This window comes from Nocardia neocaledoniensis (genome assembly GCF_029868625.1).
GTDB classification, from domain to species: Bacteria; Actinomycetota; Actinomycetes; order Mycobacteriales; family Mycobacteriaceae; genus Nocardia; species Nocardia neocaledoniensis_A.
This window is the reverse complement of the sequence record NZ_JARWOJ010000086.1, coordinates 1-17,127: the sequence shown is the minus strand read 5'-3', so window position 1 is coordinate 17,127 and position 17,127 is coordinate 1. Positions and strand designations below refer to the sequence as shown.

The 17,127-nt window shown below is 67.4% G+C and carries 18 protein-coding genes and 1 rRNA gene; all 19 read left to right on the top strand.

What is annotated here, in order from left to right; translation table 11 throughout:
- A partial coding sequence (rho, locus tag QH270_RS05730; RefSeq protein WP_280339316.1) for a transcription termination factor Rho occupies positions 1-1,282 on the top strand: 1,282 nt, incomplete at its 5' end.
- A gap of 224 nt (positions 1,283-1,506) precedes the next feature.
- Entirely contained in the window at positions 1,507-1,737 is a 231-nt protein-coding gene (gene rpmE / locus QH270_RS05725; protein ID WP_280339315.1) for a 50S ribosomal protein L31, read from the top strand.
- A 90-nt stretch (positions 1,738-1,827) separates the two neighbouring features.
- Entirely contained in the window at positions 1,828-2,898 is a 1,071-nt protein-coding gene (gene prfA, locus QH270_RS05720; RefSeq protein ID WP_280339314.1) for a peptide chain release factor 1, read from the top strand.
- A gap of 94 nt (positions 2,899-2,992) precedes the next feature.
- Positions 2,993-3,880, top strand: a complete 888-nt coding sequence (gene prmC, locus QH270_RS05715; RefSeq protein ID WP_280339313.1) for a peptide chain release factor N(5)-glutamine methyltransferase — start codon at positions 2,993-2,995, stop codon at positions 3,878-3,880.
- A 313-nt stretch (positions 3,881-4,193) separates the two neighbouring features.
- Positions 4,194-4,859: an L-threonylcarbamoyladenylate synthase gene (locus QH270_RS05710; protein ID WP_280339312.1), complete on the top strand. Its 666-nt coding sequence runs from the start codon at positions 4,194-4,196 to the stop codon at positions 4,857-4,859.
- A 13-nt stretch (positions 4,860-4,872) separates the two neighbouring features.
- Positions 4,873-6,003 carry an MraY family glycosyltransferase gene (locus tag QH270_RS05705; protein WP_110041740.1) on the top strand — a complete coding sequence of 377 codons (1,131 nt, stop codon included), beginning with the start codon at positions 4,873-4,875 and terminating at the stop codon, positions 6,001-6,003.
- Between the two features lie 19 nt (positions 6,004-6,022).
- Positions 6,023-6,490, top strand: coding sequence for a hypothetical protein (locus QH270_RS05700; RefSeq protein ID WP_280339310.1), 468 nt, complete (start codon positions 6,023-6,025; stop codon positions 6,488-6,490).
- A 289-nt stretch (positions 6,491-6,779) separates the two neighbouring features.
- Positions 6,780-7,631, top strand: coding sequence for a F0F1 ATP synthase subunit A (gene atpB / locus QH270_RS05695; RefSeq protein ID WP_280339308.1), 852 nt, complete (start codon positions 6,780-6,782; stop codon positions 7,629-7,631).
- A 78-nt stretch (positions 7,632-7,709) separates the two neighbouring features.
- A complete protein-coding gene (locus QH270_RS05690; protein ID WP_019045404.1) occupies positions 7,710-7,958 on the top strand; it encodes an ATP synthase F0 subunit C in 249 nt (82 codons plus the stop codon).
- 5 nt (positions 7,959-7,963) lie between these two features.
- Positions 7,964-8,521 carry a F0F1 ATP synthase subunit B gene (locus QH270_RS05685; protein WP_280339307.1) on the top strand — a complete coding sequence of 186 codons (558 nt, stop codon included), beginning with the start codon at positions 7,964-7,966 and terminating at the stop codon, positions 8,519-8,521.
- A 19-nt stretch (positions 8,522-8,540) separates the two neighbouring features.
- Positions 8,541-9,353: a F0F1 ATP synthase subunit delta gene (locus QH270_RS05680; RefSeq protein WP_280339305.1), complete on the top strand. Its 813-nt coding sequence runs from the start codon at positions 8,541-8,543 to the stop codon at positions 9,351-9,353.
- 56 nt (positions 9,354-9,409) lie between these two features.
- Positions 9,410-11,050 carry a F0F1 ATP synthase subunit alpha gene (atpA, locus tag QH270_RS05675; protein ID WP_110041744.1) on the top strand — a complete coding sequence of 547 codons (1,641 nt, stop codon included), beginning with the start codon at positions 9,410-9,412 and terminating at the stop codon, positions 11,048-11,050.
- Positions 11,051-11,109: 59 nt separating this feature from the next.
- Positions 11,110-12,081: a F0F1 ATP synthase subunit gamma gene (locus QH270_RS05670; protein ID WP_280339304.1), complete on the top strand. Its 972-nt coding sequence runs from the start codon at positions 11,110-11,112 to the stop codon at positions 12,079-12,081.
- 25 nt (positions 12,082-12,106) lie between these two features.
- Positions 12,107-13,555: a F0F1 ATP synthase subunit beta gene (gene atpD, locus QH270_RS05665; RefSeq protein WP_110041746.1), complete on the top strand. Its 1,449-nt coding sequence runs from the start codon at positions 12,107-12,109 to the stop codon at positions 13,553-13,555.
- Between the two features lie 6 nt (positions 13,556-13,561).
- Positions 13,562-13,939 (top strand): F0F1 ATP synthase subunit epsilon, encoded by a 378-nt coding sequence (locus tag QH270_RS05660; RefSeq protein ID WP_280339302.1) that lies wholly within the window; start codon positions 13,562-13,564, stop codon positions 13,937-13,939.
- A gap of 308 nt (positions 13,940-14,247) precedes the next feature.
- On the top strand, positions 14,248-14,676 hold the full coding sequence (locus QH270_RS05655; RefSeq protein WP_186817507.1) for a DUF2550 domain-containing protein: 429 nt from the start codon (positions 14,248-14,250) through the stop codon (positions 14,674-14,676).
- The gene (locus QH270_RS05650) at positions 14,673-15,251 is read left to right on the top strand and encodes a cob(I)yrinic acid a,c-diamide adenosyltransferase (RefSeq protein WP_232996997.1); all 579 of its coding nucleotides are present in this window, start codon (positions 14,673-14,675) and stop codon (positions 15,249-15,251) included. Before QH270_RS05655 ends, QH270_RS05650 begins: the two co-directional genes overlap by 4 nt.
- Before the next feature lie 79 nt (positions 15,252-15,330).
- Positions 15,331-16,611 carry a UDP-N-acetylglucosamine 1-carboxyvinyltransferase gene (gene murA, locus QH270_RS05645; RefSeq protein ID WP_280339300.1) on the top strand — a complete coding sequence of 427 codons (1,281 nt, stop codon included), beginning with the start codon at positions 15,331-15,333 and terminating at the stop codon, positions 16,609-16,611.
- Positions 16,612-17,022: 411 nt separating this feature from the next.
- Positions 17,023-17,127: ribosomal RNA gene (locus QH270_RS05640) — 16S ribosomal RNA — on the top strand; the annotation flags it as partial.

The window sequence follows — 17,127 nt, the reverse complement described above, 5'->3', positions numbered from 1 at the left end:
CCCGGGGGGGGCCCCGCCGGGGCCGGCCCGCCCGCCCCGGGGGGGCCGCCGCGCCCGCGCGCGCCGGGGGGGGCGCCCCCGCGACGGTGGCGCCGGTGGCGGCGGCGAGGCCCGCGATTTCGAGATCCGCGAGGACGACGTCCTGCAGCCGGTCGCCGGCATCCTCGACGTCCTGGACAACTACGCCTTCGTGCGGACCTCCGGCTACCTGGCCGGCCCGAACGACGTGTACGTCTCGATGAACCTGGTCCGCAAGAACGGCCTGCGCCGCGGTGACGCGATCACCGGCGCGGTCCGCGCCCCGCGCGACGGCGAGCAGAGCAACCAGCGCCAGAAGTTCGACCCGCTGGTGCGCCTGGACACGGTCAACGGTGGCGAGGTGGAGGCGGCCAAGCGTCGCCCCGACTTCCAGAAGCTGACCCCGCTGTACCCGAACCAGCGGCTGCGCCTCGAGACCACGCAGAACAAGCTGACCACGCGTGTGATCGACCTGATCATGCCGATCGGCAAGGGCCAGCGCGCGCTGATCGTGTCCCCGCCCAAGGCGGGTAAGACCACGATCATGCAGGACATCGCCAACGCGATCGCGATCAACAACCCCGAGTGCTACCTCATGGTCGTGCTGGTCGACGAGCGTCCCGAAGAGGTCACCGACATGCAGCGCTCGGTGAAGGGGGAGGTCATCGCCTCCACCTTCGACCGGCCGCCGGCCGACCACACCTCCGTCGCCGAGCTCGCCATCGAGCGGGCCAAGCGACTGGTGGAGATGGGCAAGGACGTGGTGGTGCTGCTCGACTCGATCACCCGATTGGGCCGCGCGTACAACAACTCCTCGCCCGCCTCGGGTCGCATCCTCTCCGGTGGTGTCGACTCGACCGCGCTGTACCCGCCCAAGCGGTTCCTCGGCGCGGCGCGCAACATCGAGAACGGTGGCTCGCTCACCATCATCGCCACCGCGATGGTGGAGACCGGTTCCACCGGCGACACGGTGATCTTCGAGGAGTTCAAGGGCACCGGCAACGCCGAGCTCAAGCTCGACCGCAAGATCGCCGAGCGGCGCGTGTTCCCGGCCGTCGACATCAACCCGTCGAGCACCCGCCACGACGAACTGCTGATGTCGCCGGACGAGATGGCGGTCGTGCACAAGCTGCGGCGCGTGCTCAGCGGCCTCGATTCGCACCAGGCGATCGACCTGCTGATGGACCGGCTCAAGAAGTCCAAGAACAACCTCGAGTTCCTGATGACGGTCTCCAAGACCGCGCCGGGCGCGCTCGACGAGTGATCGGCTGACGAAACAGGGGCTCCGCCGCGGCGGAGCCCCTGTTCGCGTCTGTGAGCCGGGAACAATTCGGTGGTCGGGGGTGTTTTCGGTACGTGCGGCCCCATCTGGCATACTGGACCGCTGTGTGTCTGCGGCTTCGCAGACATCCCGCCTAGTCGGTTCCGGTTCACGTATTCCGCGCTCCAGCGGCATGCGACCCGGCGACCATTATCGAGAGGACGCCCATGAAGGCAGGAATCCACCCCACGTATGTCGAGACCACCGTCGTGTGTGGTTGCGGCAACACCTTCCAGACTCGCTCCACCAAGGAGTCCGGCCAGATCACCGTCGAGGTCTGCTCGCAGTGCCACCCGTTCTACACCGGCAAGCAGAAGATCCTCGACACCGGCGGCCGCGTGGCCCGCTTCGAGGCTCGCTACGGCAAGCGCGCTGGCAAGAAGGCCGACGCCTCCTAGTTGCCTCCTCCGACGCCCGGTTCTGCTCTGCAGGCCGGGCGTCGGTGGTTTCTGTTGTCCAGCGCATCGCACACCCATAAGGAATTCACCGTGACGCAGCCGTCCGCCATCGACGACATTCTCGCCGAGTACCAGGGCTTGGAGACGCAGCTGGCGGATCCGTCGCTCCACAACGACGCGGGCGCCGCGCGGCGCGTCGGCAAGCGGTTCGCCGAGCTGGCGCCGGTGATGACCACCTACCGCAAGCTGGAATCGGTCCGCGACGACCTCGAGGCCGCGCGCGAGCTGGCCGCCGACGACGCCACCTTCGCCGCCGAGGTGCCCGGCCTGGAAGCGCAGCTGACGGAGCTGGAACAGCAACTGGCCGACCTGCTGGCCCCGCGCGACCCGCACGACGGTGACGACGTGGTGCTCGAGGTGAAGTCCGGCGAGGGTGGCGAGGAATCGGCGCTGTTCGCCGCCGACCTGGCCCGCATGTACATCCGCTACGCCGAGCGGCACGGCTGGAAGGTGGAGACGCTCGACGTCACCTACTCCGACCTCGGCGGCTACAAGGACGCGACGCTGTCGATCAAGAGCCGCGACGCCGCCCGCGACGGTGTGTGGTCGCGCTTCAAGTTCGAGGGCGGCGTGCACCGCGTGCAGCGGGTGCCGGTGACCGAGTCGCAGGGCCGCATCCACACCTCCGCCGCGGGCGTGCTGATCTACCCGGAGCCCGACGAGGTCGAGCAGGTGCAGATCGACGAGACCGACCTGCGCATCGACGTCTACCGCTCCTCCGGCAAAGGCGGCCAGGGCGTCAACACCACCGACTCCGCGGTCCGCATCACCCACCTGCCCTCCGGCATCGTGGTGACCTGCCAGAACGAGCGTTCCCAGCTGCAGAACAAGGCGCGCGCGATGCAGGTGCTCGCCGCCCGGTTGCAGGCGCTGGCCGAGGAGCAGGCCGAGCAGGAGGCCGCGGCCGGTCGCGCCAGCCAGATCCGCACGGTCGACCGTTCCGAACGCATCCGCACCTACAACTTCCCGGAGAACCGGATCGCCGATCACCGCATCGGTTTCAAGGCGCACAATCTCGACGCGGTCCTCGACGGTGACATGGACGCGCTGCTCGACGCGCTCGGCAAGGCCGACCGCGACGCGCGCATGGCCGCCGAGTAGCCGTCATGACCGAGCAGTCGGTGCGGGGAAACTCCGGCGGACGACCGCGGCGGACGGCTGGTCCGGCGGACCCGATCGGGGAAGGCGCGCGAGCATGTCGGTGACCGAACGTGTTCGGCTGCGTCCGCTGATCGTCGCGGCGGCGGAGCGGCTGGCTACGGCGGGTGTGGCGTCGCCGCTGCCGGACGCGGAGCACCTGGCGGCCCACGTGCTCGGCGTCGACCGGATGCGCCTGGCGCTGCACCCGATGATCGAACCGGCCGAGGCCGCGCGGTTCACGGCACTGGTCGAGCAGCGAGCCGCGCGAATCCCCCTGCAGCACTTGACCGGAACCGCCGCGATGGGCGAGATCGACCTCGCCGTCGGCCCCGGGGTGTTCGTGCCGCGCCCGGAGACCGAACTGCTGTTCGCGTGGGCGCTGGCCTGGCTCGGGACGCTGCCGCACGACCACGATCCCCTCGTGGTCGACCTGTGCACCGGCACGGGCGCGCTGGCGCTGGCGATCGCGCACGCCCGTCCCGACGCGGCGGTCCACGCCGTCGAACTCGATCCCGACGCGCTGACCTGGGCCCGCCGCAACGCCGACGACCGCGGCGCCGACGGCGACACCCCGATCACCCTGCACGCCGCCGACGTCACCGACCCGGCCCTGCTCACCGAGCTGTCCGGCCGCGTCGACCTGGTGGTCTCGAACCCGCCCTACATTCCCGAGGCCGCCGTTCTCGAACCCGAGGTCGCCGACCACGATCCGCATCGCGCCTTGTTCGGCGGGCCCGACGGTCTCGACGTCATCCGGGCCATGGTCCCCACCATCGCGCGCCTGCTCCGTCCCGGCGGCGCCACCGCGATCGAACACGATGACACCAATGGCGGGGGAGTGGCCGCGCTGCTGGCCGAGGCCGGGTTCGCCGATATCGTCGAGCATCCCGATCTGGCTGGCAAGCCGCGATTCGTCGTCGCGGCCCGGCACAGCAAACCCTGACCCGGCGGCCGAACCGGGGTACGAGACCGGCGTCGCCGCACGACGTGCGCGCGCGACCACTGTTCGCGTCCCGCCGCACGCTGCGCCAGCACACCCCCAGCAGCTGGGGCGCGGCCGGTGGGGCGCCGCCTCGCAAAGTCCCCGCGCAGGTGAAGCCCCGTGCGGGGGCTAGACTCTTGCCGCACACCGAAGACCGGCAAGAATCGTGGGACCTCGACAACTTGCCGCAACCCCGACGACAACGAGACCCGGGGCGGCGGAATATTGTCGGCCACCGAAGTCCGGCAGAAATCGCGGGAAGGCGAAGCTAAGCGTGAGTACCGTCTACGACTGTGCTGAACCGGCGTCTCGGGCCGCTGGCCTCTCCGCCGCCACCAGCGCGCTGAAGTCCGGCCGACTGGTCGTGATGCCGACCGACACGCTGTACGGCCTGGCGGCCGACGCGTTCGATTCCGAGGCAGTGGCCTCGCTGCTGGCCGCCAAGCGCCGCGGCCGTGACATGCCCGTCCCGGTGCTGGTCGGTTCCTGGCACACCATCGACGGCCTGGTCTTCTCGGTGCGCCCGCAGGCGCGGGACCTGATCCGCGCGTTCTGGCCCGGCGCGCTGAGCCTGGTGGTGCAGGCCGCGCCCTCGCTGGCCTGGGATCTCGGCGACACCCGCGGCACCGTGATGCTGCGCATGCCGTTGCACCCGGTGGCGCTGGAGCTGCTGCGCGAGGTCGGCCCGCTGGCCGTGTCGAGCGCCAACGTGTCGGGTCAGCCGCCGGCGAGCACCGCCGAGCAGGCGCGCGAGCAGCTGGGCGCGCTGGCGAGTGTGTACCTCGACGGCGGTCCGGCCGAGCACGCGGTGGCGTCCACCATCGTCGATCTGACCGCGGATCAGCCGCGCGTGCTGCGCGAGGGCGCGGTGCCGCTGGCCGATATCGCGGAGGTGCTCGGCATGGCGCCCGACGCCCTGGTCAGCTCCGCGCAGCGGTGATCGCACGCATCCGATGAGCACGGTCGTTCCCCTGCGCGAGCTGGTGCTCGTGCTGCTCGTCTCGGCCACGGTGACCTTCCTGGCCACCGGCGGCATCCGCACCCTGGCCATCGCCTTCGGCGCGGTCGCGATTCCGCGTGAGCGCGATGTGCACGTCAAACCCATTCCCCGGATGGGCGGCGTCGGCATGTATATCGGGGTGGTCGCCGCAGTCCTGTTCGCGCATCAATTGCCCGCGCTGCGCCGCGGATTCGATTACGCGCCCGATATTCCGGCGGTGCTGGTGGCGGCCACCATCATCGTGCTCGTCGGCATCGTCGACGACCGCTGGGGACTCGACGCGCTCACCAAATTCGCGGGACAGGTGACCGCGGCCGGTGTGATGGCCGTGATGGGCCTGAGCTGGTATGTCATCTACGACCCGTTCAACGACAGCACCGTCGTGCTCGACGCATTGCAGGGCGGTCTGGTGACGGTCGGCATCACCGTCACCCTGGTGAACGCGATGAACTTCGTCGACGGCCTGGACGGTCTGGCCGCCGGGCTCGGTTTGATCTGCGCCGGCGCCGTTTTCGTGTTCTCCGTGGGTTTGCTCTACGACCAGGGCGGTTCGGTCGACACCTATCCGCCCGCGTTGCTGGCCGCCGCACTCGCCGGCGCGTGCCTGGGATTTCTGCCGCACAATTTCTCGCCGGCCCGAATCTTCATGGGCGATTCCGGCTCGATGATGATCGGATTGATGCTGGCCGCGGTTTCCACCGGCGCCTCCGGCCGAATTCCGCTGCAGGGCTACGGCCCGCGCGACATTGTGGGTTTGCTCTCGCCGCTGTTGCTGGTCGGCGCGGTGATGTTCATTCCGGTGCTCGATCTGTTGCTGGCGATCGTGCGCCGCGTGCGCGCCGGGGTGAGCTTCTCCACGCCGGACAAAATGCATCTGCATCACCGTTTGTTGCAGATCGGACATTCCCAGCGCCGCGTCGTCCTGCTGATCTATTTGTGGGTCGGAGTGCTGGCATTCGGCGCGGTGGGGACCTCATTGATGGATCGGCGGCTGGTGGTGTTGCTGGTCGCGGGCGGATTGGTGTTCGCGCTGGTAGTGACCGCGATCCCATCCATGCGCCGGGTGGAGTCGGCGAAGAGCTGATCGAGGCCCGCAAGGTAAAGTGCGGGCCGTGAGCTTTACACCGCGACCTGTGCCCGGCCCCGACGCCCCGCTCCGCACCGCGCTGCGCTACGGCCTGATCGGGCTCGGTGTGCTCGTGGTCGCCTCGGTGGTGATCGCCACCGCCGTCGCCGGGATGCCCGGCCTCTGGGGCGCGCTGCTCGGCTCGGCCATCGGCGGCGGGTTCATCCTCACCACGCTGCTGTCGGTCATCCTCGGTGCCAAGCTGCCGCCGAGTACCCAGGGCCTGGTGCTGCTGGTCAGCTGGGTCGGCAAGCTGCTGGTCGCGCTGATCGTCGTCGGCGTGCTGAACCAGTTCGACTTCTACAGCAGGCCCGCCCTGTTCTTCACGGTGGTCGGTGCCCTGCTGATCGTGCTCGGCGCGGAAACGTATGGCGTTGTGAGCGTGAAGGTTCCGTACGTCACGACACGCGCGGGAGACGACGAAACGGCTTCCGAGCAGGAATAATCCCACCCAGCTACGCACTGTCGTAGATAGCTTGGTAAAGTGTTGGTAAGCAAGCACCCAAGCTAGGGGCCAGGTCCGGGAGAACTCGGGGCTACGCCTCGGGTTACCAGGGGGGATCACCGAGATCCCACCCGGGGCCGCTATGCTTACTGCCGATCCGGGTGGAATGTGCCCGGTTGAAGCATGTCGACGATGTCGCCGACGCCCGTACAGCAGCTATATCGGTTCACACACCGTATGCGCGGCTGTCGAATTTCGAGCCGACCAGAGTCGACCCCATTGATCGTCAATGTCCGATCGAACCGCGGGGATGACCGTACCCGCGGCCCGAACACGGGAGAGAACGCTGAGCGTCACCACTTTGGCGGCAGGCGAGTTTCACGCGCCATCGCTGTCCGACTTCTTCCCCCCAGCGGTGTTGTTCGCGGGTACGCCGTTCGAACTCGATCGCTTGATGCTGATCCGCCTGCTGATGACCGCCGTTCTGGTGCTCCTCTTCGTGCTGGCTTTCCGCTCGCCGAAGATCGTGCCGCGCGGGCTGCAGAACGTGATGGAAACCGCGGTGGTTTTCGTCAAGGAGCAGATCGCCGACGAGGTGCTCGGCAAGGAAACCGGTAAGCGGTTCCTGCCGCTGATCGCGACGATCTTCTTCACGGTTCTGTTCCTGAACTTCTCCAGTGTGGTTCCGTTCCTGAACATCTCCTCGAATGCCCGCGTCGGTATGCCGCTGGTGCTCGCGGTGGTCGCCTACGTCGCGTTCAACTACGTCGGTATCCGCAAGTACGGCTTCTGGAAGTACATGCGCTCGAGCATCGTCGTTCCCGACGTGCCGCCCGCGCTGCACGTGCTGCTGATCCCGATCGAGTTCGTCTCGACGTTCATCCTGCGCCCGTTCACGCTGACCGTCCGACTCATGGCCAACATGCTGGCGGGCCACATCATGCTGGTGCTGTTCTTCAGCGCCACCTGGTTCTTCCTCTTCGATGCCACCGCGTGGATGAAGGTCTTCACGCCCTTCTCGCTGCTGGCAGGCATCGGCTTCACGCTGTTCGAGCTGCTGGTCATCTTCCTGCAGGCGTATGTGTTCGCCCTGCTGACCGCGGTGTACATCAGCCTCGCGCAGCACGCCGCCGACCACTGACCTGAATCCACACCAGTACTGCCAAACCTGCTACACACGCCGACCGGCGGGTGAGCAACAGAAAGGGAAAGAAGACTCATGAGCCTCGCTTACCTGGCCCAGGAAGCCGCGACCACCGAGAGCACCTTCAAGGGCTTCGGCGCCATCGGCTACGGTCTTGCCGCGATCGGCCCCGGCATCGGCGTCGGCATCGTCGTCGGTAAGGCGATCGAGGGCTTCGCCCGTCAGCCCGAGCTGGCCGGCCAGATCCGTACCAACATGTTCCTCGGTATCGCGTTCACCGAGGCCCTGGCGCTGATCGGCCTCGTCGCCGGCTTCATCTTCTGATTCCGATGCGCGAAATCATCACGCTCGCTGCCGAAGGGGGAGAGGATGTGAATCCTCTCATCCCCGAAACGTACGACATCGTCTGGTCGATCGTCTGCGTCGTCATCATCGGTCTGCTGTTCTGGAAGTACGTGATCCCACGTGTGACCAAGACCCTCGATGAGCGCGCCGACAACATCGAAGGCGGTATCGCCAGGGCCAAGGCCGCTCAGGAAGAAGCACAGCAGACGCTGCAGCAGTACCAGCAGCAGCTTGCCGACGCCCGGCTGGAAGCCGCACGTATCCGTGAGGATGCGCGCACCCAGGGTCAGCAGATCCTCGCGCAGATGCGCCAGGACGCCCAGGCCGAGAGCGATCGCATCATCGCCGCCGGTCACTCCCAGCTGGAAGCCCAGCGCCAGCAGATCCTGACCGAGCTGCGTTCCGAGGTCGGCGTCACCGCCGTCAGCCTGGCCGAGAAGATCATCGGCCAGTCGGTTTCGGACGAAGCCAAGCAGGCGGCGTCGATCGACAAGTTCCTCAGCGAACTCGACGACACCAACGCCATCGGGGTCGGAAGGTAACGACGCGAAAGTGAGAAGCATGTACGCAGCGAGCCGCGAGGCCAGCTCCCGGTCTCGCGAGGCGCTTCGGGCCGCTCTGACCGGAAGCGAAACTGTTGCGGCCACAACGGGATCGGAACTGTTCGCCGTTGTCGCCGTGCTGGACGACCAGCGTTCGCTGCGTGTGGCGCTCGCGGACGTGTCGGTGCCGGGTTCGGCGCGCGCTGAACTCAGTGAGCGGATCTTCGGCGGCAAGGTCAGCGCTGCCACGCAGGCAGTGCTGACCACCGCGGTGGCCCAGAACTGGTCGCGCACCCGCGATCTGGTCGACACCCTGGTGCTGCTCGGGCAGGAGGCTCTGCTCGAGTCCGCCGCCGACGGTGGCCGGCTGGACATGGTGGAGGACGAGCTGTTCCGGCTCGGCCGCATCATCGCCGACAACCCGCAGCTGGAGCAGGCACTGTCCGATCAGGGCAAGCCCGCCTCGGCGCGGCGCGAGCTGATCGCTCGGTTGCTGAACGGCAAGGCCGAGCCGATCACCATCACGCTGGCCGAGCAGGCGGTGACCCGACTGCGGACCAACAACATCGGCGTCGCCTTCGGCGCCCTGTCCGATCTGGCGGCGGCCCGTCGTGACCAGATCGTCGCCCACGTGCACGCCGCGGCCGAGCTGAGTGGCCCGCAGAAGGAGAAGCTGTCGGCTTCCCTGCAGCGGATCTACGGCAAGGCGGTCACCGTGCACGTGCAGGTCGACCCGACGCTGCTGAGCGGCGTCGTCGTGCGCGTCGGAGACGACGTCATCGACGGCAGCGCCACCGGCCGACTGGAGAAGCTGCGCCGGGCTCTGTCCTGACCAGCAGCGCAACTCCAACCCCCGACATTCGAGACCACAGCGAGAGCAGGAACAACATGGCGGAGCTGACGATCTCCTCCGACGAGATCCGTAGCGCGATCGAGAGCTACACCCAGAGCTACACCCCGGAAACCTCCATCGAAGAAGTCGGCCTCGTGACCGACACCGGCGACGGCATCGCGCACGTCAGCGGTCTGCCTTCGGCGATGGCCAACGAGCTGCTCGAGTTCCCGGGCGGCGTCCTCGGCGTCGCGCTGAACCTCGAGGACACCGAGATCGGTGCCGTCATCCTCGGCGAGTACGCCTCGCTGGAAGAGGGCCAGCAGGTCCGTCGCACCGGCGACGTGCTCTCCGTCCCGGTGGGTGACAAGTTCCTCGGTCGCGTCGTCAACCCGCTCGGCCAGGCCATCGACGGCCTGGGCGAGATCGAAGCCGACGACCGCCGCGTGCTGGAGCTGCAGGCCGCGACCGTGCTGGAGCGCCAGCCGGTCGAGGAGCCGCTGGCCACCGGTATCACCGCGATCGACGCGCTGACCGCCATCGGCCGCGGCCAGCGTCAGCTGATCATCGGCGACCGCAAGACCGGTAAGACCGCCGTCGCCGTCGACGCGATCCTGAACCAGAAGGCGAACTGGGAGTCGGGCGACCCCAGCAAGCAGGTTCGCTGCATCTACGTCGCGATCGGCCAGAAGGGCTCTACCATCGCGGGCGTCAAGACCGCGCTCGAGGAGCACGGCGCGATGGAGTACACCACCATCGTCGCGGCCCCCGCGTCCGACTCCGCCGGCTTCAAGTGGCTGGCCCCCTACACCGGTTCGGCCATCGGCCAGCACTGGATGTACCAGGGCAAGCACGTCCTCATCGTGTTCGACGACCTGACCAAGCAGGCCGAGGCCTACCGCGCCATCTCGCTGCTGCTGCGTCGTCCGCCGGGCCGCGAGGCCTACCCCGGTGACGTCTTCTACCTGCACTCCCGCCTGCTGGAGCGTTGCGCGAAGCTGTCCGACGAGATGGGCGGCGGCTCGATGACCGGTCTGCCGATCATCGAGACCAAGGCCAACGACGTCTCGGCGTTCATCCCGACCAACGTCATCTCCATCACCGACGGCCAGGTCTTCCTCGAGTCCGACCTGTTCAACAAGGGTGTCCGCCCGGCGATCAACGTCGGTACCTCGGTCTCCCGTGTCGGTGGCGCCGCCCAGACCAAGGCCATGAAGAAGGTCGCCGGTTCGCTGCGTCTGGAAATGGCCCAGTACCGCGAGCTGGAGGCGTTCTCCGCCTTCGCCTCCGACCTGGACGCCGCCTCGCTGGCCCAGCTCGAGCGTGGTGCCCGCTGGGTGGAGCTGCTCAAGCAGAACCAGTACTCCCCGGTCGCCGTCGAGGATCAGGTCGTCTCGATCTACCTGGTCGACGCCGGCTACTACGACTCGGTGCCGGTCGGCGACGTGCGTCGCTTCACCGCCGAGCTGCTGGAGCACCTGCACAGCGCGACCCAGTCGTCCTTCGACGCGCTCGAGGGTGGCCGCAAGCCGCTCGACGGCGAGGCCGCCGACGCGATCAAGTCGGAGACCGACAAATTCAAGGAAGGCTTCCTGGCCTCCGACGGCAGCCGGGTCGTGAACGAGGCCGCTGCCGGCGATCTGGACCACGAAGAGGTCGAGTCGCTGTCGGTCACCCGCAAGCACGTCGACAAGTAAGCCGGGTCTGAACTGATGTCGGCAACTATCGATCTGGCGAATGAAGGGAGTGAATCGTAGTGGCAAGTTTGCGCGAATTGCGCTCCCGCATTCGTGGTGTGAATTCGATCAAGAAGATCACCAAGGCTCAGGAACTGATCGCGACCTCGCGAATTTCCAAGGCCCAGGCCAGGGTCGCCGCGGCCAAGCCGTACGCCGAGGAGATCACCAAGGTCCTCGGCGAGCTGGCGAGCGCCTCGAAGAACCTGTCGCACCCGCTGCTGACCGAGCGTCCCGACGCCCGGCGGGCCGCGGTGCTGGTGATCACCAGTGACAGCGGTATGTGTGGTGGCTACAACTCGAACGTGCTCAAGCGCGCCGAGGAGCTCATGACCACCCTGCGTGGCGAGGGCAAGGAGCCGGTGCTGTACGTGATGGGCAACAAGGGCCTCACGTACTACAAGTTCCGCAACCGCCCCTTCCAGGCGTCGTGGACCGGCTTCTCGCAGCAGCCGAAGTACACCGATGCGTCGGCCGCGTGCGGCCACCTCGTCGAGGCCTTCATGGCCGGCTCCGACAGCGAGGTCGCCTCGCTGGACGGCTCCGGATCCATGGCCGGTGTCGACGAGCTGCACATCGTGTACACCAAGTTCGTCTCGATGCTGACCCAGACCCCGGAGGTGCGCCGCCTGGCGCCGATCCAGGTCAGCTACGTCGACGAGAACTTCGCGCTCGGCGACGACATGCTGTCGGACTCGCCGGATGCGGTGGTGACGGCGCAGTACGAGTTCGAGCCGGACGCGGATGTCTTGCTGGGCGCTCTGCTGCCCAAGTACATCAACACGCGTATCTACGCATCGTTGCTCGAGGCAGCGGCATCCGAGTCCGCGGCTCGGCGCACCGCAATGAAGGCGGCGACCGACAACGCCAACGAGCTGGCCAGTGTGCTCCAGCGCGAGGCGAACTCGGTGCGTCAGGCCCAGATCACGCAGGAAATCAGCGAAATCGTCGGCGGCGTGAACGCGCTGGCGTCGAGCTCGGACCGCGACTAGAAGCGCAGGAAGAGAACCAACCAAAATGACCGCAGCTGTCACTCAAGACAACGCGAGCAAGGCAGGCGCCGCCGCTGGCCGCGTCGTCCGTGTCATCGGCCCCGTCGTGGACGTCGAGTTCCCGCGTGGCGCCATCCCCGAGCTGTTCAACGCTCTCAATGCCGACATCAAGCTGGCGTCGGTGGCCAAGACCCTGACCCTCGAGGTCGCCCAGCACCTCGGCGACAACATCGTGCGCACCATCTCGATGCAGCCGACCGACGGCCTGGTCCGTGGCGCCACCGTCACCGACTCGGGCAAGCCGATCTCGGTGCCCGTCGGTGACATCGTCAAGGGCCACGTGTTCAACGCCCTCGGCGACTGCCTCGACTCGCCCGGCCTCGGCCGCGACGGCGAGCAGTGGGGCATCCACCGCAAGCCCCCGAGCTTCGACCAGCTCGAGGGTAAGACCGAGATGCTGGAGACCGGCGTCAAGGTCATCGACCTGCTGACCCCGTACGTCAAGGGCGGCAAGATCGGTCTGTTCGGTGGTGCCGGTGTCGGCAAGACCGTGCTGATCCAGGAGATGATCACCCGTATCGCTCGCGAGTTCTCCGGCACCTCGGTGTTCGCGGGCGTCGGTGAGCGTACCCGTGAGGGCACCGACCTCCACCTGGAAATGGAAGAGATGGGCGTCCTCCAGGACACCGCCCTCGTCTTCGGCCAGATGGACGAGCCGCCGGGCACGCGTATGCGCGTGGCCCTGTCCGCGCTGACCATGGCGGAGTACTTCCGCGATGTCCAGCACCAGGACGTGCTGCTCTTCATCGACAACATCTTCCGTTTCACCCAGGCCGGTTCCGAGGTCTCGACCCTGCTGGGTCGTATGCCCTCCGCCGTGGGTTACCAGCCGACGCTGGCGGACGAGATGGGTGAGCTCCAGGAGCGCATCACCTCGACCCGTGGCCGCTCGATCACCTCGCTGCAGGCGATCTACGTCCCCGCCGACGACTACACCGACCCGGCGCCGGCGACCACCTTCGCCCACCTCGATGCGACGACCGAGCTTTCGCGCCCGATCTCGCAGAAGGGCATCTACCCGGCCGTCGACCCGCTGACCTCGACCTCTCGTATCCTCGAGGCCTCGATCGTCGGCGAGCGTCACTTCCGCGTGGCCAACGAGGTGAAGCGGATCCTGCAGAAGTACAAGGAGCTGCAGGACATCATCGCCATCCTCGGTATGGACGAGCTCTCCGAAGAGGACAAGGTCCTCGTCGGTCGCGCCCGTCGCCTGGAGAAGTTCCTCGGCCAGAACTTCATCGTGGCCGAGAAGTTCACCGGTCAGCCGGGCTCGGTCGTGCCGCTGGAGCAGACCATCGACGACTTCGATCGCGTCTGCAAGGGCGAGTTCGACCACTTCCCGGAGCAGGCGTTCAACTCCTGCGGTGGTCTCGACGACGTCGAGGCCGCTGCGAAGAAGATCGCCGGGAAGTAGTCCACCATGGCGGAGATGACAGTTGATCTCGTAGCAGTCGAGCGCAAGCTCTGGTCCGGCCAGGCGACGTTCGTCAGCGCGCAGACCACCGAGGGTCAGATCGGCATCATGGCAGGTCACGAGCCGCTGCTCGGTCAGCTCGTCGAAGGCGGCACGGTGTCCATCGTGTCGACCGACGGCGAGCGGATCGTCGCGGCGGTGCACGGCGGTTTCTTCTCGGTGACCGCCGATACCGTCCGGGTGCTGGCCGAGTCCGCGGATCTCGCGGCCGAGGTCGATGTCGACGCGGCCCGTAAGGTGCTGGCCGACGCGAGTGCTTCCGAGGTGGAGCAGCGCGTCGCGCAGGGTCAGGTGCGTGCGGTCGAGGCGAACGCCACCGCTTGATCCCGGAATGAGACCGACCACTGTCGGGGGGGGGGGGGGGGGGGGGGGGGGGGGGGGGGGGGGGGGTGTGGGGGGTTTGGGGGGGGCGCGGGGGGGCGGGGGGGGGGGGCCGCCCCCCCCCCCCCTGTTTCCCCCCTAAACCCCCCCCCCCTGTGGCGCCTACAATTTTCGGCGGCCCCCCCCGACAGTGGCGTTTTCACCGGTTTTCCCGGTCCCCGCGCGATCGCGTTCATCGCGCGTGATTGAATGACGTCGAAGGTGTCTTCGACACCGGCGGAACGAAAGGGCGTACGGCATTGCAAACCGGGATGGTTCTCCTGATCATTCTGGTGCTGACGCTCGTGTTCGTCGCCGGAGCTTCCACCTACCGGCTGGTGATGCTGCGCCGGGGCGGCACGGCCGCGCTGCTGCGGGTATTGCCCGCGCGGGGTGGCCACGGCTGGCGGCACGGCCTCATCCGCTACGACGAGGATCGTCTCGTCTTCTTCAAGTTGACCAGCCTCAAGCTCGGCCCCGATTCCACCGTGCACCGGCAGGGCCTCGAGATCGTCGAACGGCGCGCGCCACAGGGCGACGAGTTCGACATCATGAGCGAGGACATCGTGGTGGTAGCCGTCACCGATCCGCACAACAGCTTCGAGTTGGCACTCGACCGCGGATCGATGGCGGCTTTTCTGTCCTGGATGGAGTCCCGTCCGTCCGACCGCGCCCGCCGCACGCGAGGAGGCCAGCCGTGAGTGTGCACTTGACCAGGATCTACACCCGCACCGGTGACGACGGCACCACGGGCCTGAGCGACTTCTCGCGGGTGCCGAAGACCGACGCCCGGCTGGTGGCCTACGCCGACTGCGACGAGGCCAACGCGGCACTCGGCGTCGCGGTCGCCCTCGGCGCGCCGGAGCCCGCGGTGCTCGCGGTGCTGCGCCAGATCCAGAACGATCTGTTCGACGCGGGCGCCGATCTGTCCACCCCGGTGGTGGCCGAACCGAAGTACCCGCCGCTGCGCGTCACCCAGCCCTACATCGATCGGCTGGAGAAGTGGTGTGACGAGTTCAACGATGGTCTCGCACCGCTGAATTCCTTCATCTTGCCGGGCGGCACACCGATTGCCGCGCTGTTGCACACGGCACGTACGGTGGTCCGTCGCGCCGAGCGTTCGGCCTGGGCGGCGGTCGAGGCCTACCCCGACGACACCAGCGTGCTCCCTGCCAAATACCTCAATCGCCTCTCGGACCTGCTGTTCATCCTGAGCCGGGCGACCAATCCCGAAGGCGACGTGCTGTGGCAGCCGGGCGGCGGAGCCGAGCGCTGAAAGCGACTCGCCGGCCCCAGGATCGGTCGGTTTGGCGTCGGGGGGCGTGTCGCCGGGCAACGGTCGATAAGCTGGCGGGGTGAGCGAACGGTTTCTGGTCTCCGGCGGTAATCAGCTCGTCGGCGAGGTCGCGGTCGGCGGCGCGAAGAACAGCGTGCTGAAGCTGATGGCCGCCGCTTTGCTGGCCGAGGGCACGACCACCATCACCAACTGCCCGGACATCCTCGATGTCCCGCTGATGGCCGAGGTGCTGCGTGGTCTCGGCTGCGACGTGACGATCTCCGACGACGAGAGCGGCGACCGCTCGGTCGTCACGATCGTCACCCCGGCCGAGCCGAAGTACCACGCGGACTTCCCCGCGGTCACCCAGTTCCGCGCCTCGGTGTGCGTACTCGGTCCGCTGATGGCCCGGTGTAAGCGCGCGGTCGTCGCCCTGCCCGGCGGCGACGCGATCGGTTCGCGTCCCCTGGACATGCATCAGCAGGGCCTGCGGCTGCTCGGCGCCACCAGCGAGATCGAGCACGGATGCGTGGTCGCCCGCGCCGACGAGCTCCAGGGCGCGCGCATCCGCCTCGACTTCCCGTCCGTCGGCGCGACCGAGAACATCCTGATGGCCGCGGTGCTGGCCGAGGGGGAGACGGTCATCGACAACGCGGCGCGCGAGCCCGACATCGTCGACCTGTGCACCATGCTCACGCAGATGGGTGCGCGGATCGAGGGTGCCGGTTCCTCGGTGCTCACCGTGCAGGGCGTCAAGCGCCTCTCGCCGACCACCCACCAGGTGATCGGCGACCGGATCGTCGCCGCCACCTGGGGTATCGCCGCCGCGATGACCACCGGCGACGTACGGGTCACCGGCATCAACCCCAAGCACCTGGCGCTCGTGCTGGACAAGTTGCGCGCCGCTGGTGCGCGAATCTCGTACGAGCCCAATGGTTTCCGTGTCGTCCAGCCGGAGCGCCCGCGCGCGGTGAACTTCGCGACGCTGCCGTTCCCCGGCTTCCCGACCGACCTGCAGCCGATGGCGATCGGCCTGGCCGCCATCGCCGACGGCACCTCGATGATCACCGAGAACGTCTTCGAGGCGCGGTTCCGCTTCGTGGAGGAGATGATCCGGCTCGGCGCCGACGCCCGCACCGACGGTCACCACGCCGTGGTCCGCGGCATCCCGCGCCTGTCCAGCGCGCCGGTCTGGTCCTCCGACATCCGCGCCGGCGCCGGCCTGGTGCTGGCGGGTCTGGTCGCCGACGGCGTCACCGAGGTGCACGACGTGTTCCACATCGACCGCGGGTACCCGCGCTTCGTCGAGCAGCTGCAGGCGCTCGGCGGACAGGTCGAGCGCGTCGATTCGCCGAAATAGCCTGTCTGACCAGGCGATTTGACTTCATGTTCGGCGGTGCGTAACTTAGTTCGAGTCAGAGCGACACGGACACAGTCCGCCGAGCGCCTGATTGATCATCTAGCCAGTCGAACTTCTCCCGAACTTGCTTCGGTTGGGTTGTCTGCGCTAGGTTGGAACAGTTGCCTTGCCGAAGCCCCGATGAAATGTTGCGGGTGGAGGTTTGTGCGTGTGTTCTTTGAGAACTCAATAGTGTGTCGATGAATGTCAGTGCCAATATTATTATTGGTTCCGCTTCTCATACCCCCCGGTTGAGGAGTGGACATTTGAACAACAGCGAATTTTTTTTGCTGGTGTTTGGCTTTGCTAGGTTTTCGGACTCTAGTCTTTAGATTGTTCTGATTACATCCTTCGGGGTGTGGTTGAGAGTCTTCAACGGAGAGTTTGATCCTGGCTCAGGACGAACGCTGGCGGCGTGCTTAACACATGCAAGTCGAGCGGTAAGGCCCTTCGGGGTACACGAGCGGCGAACGGGTG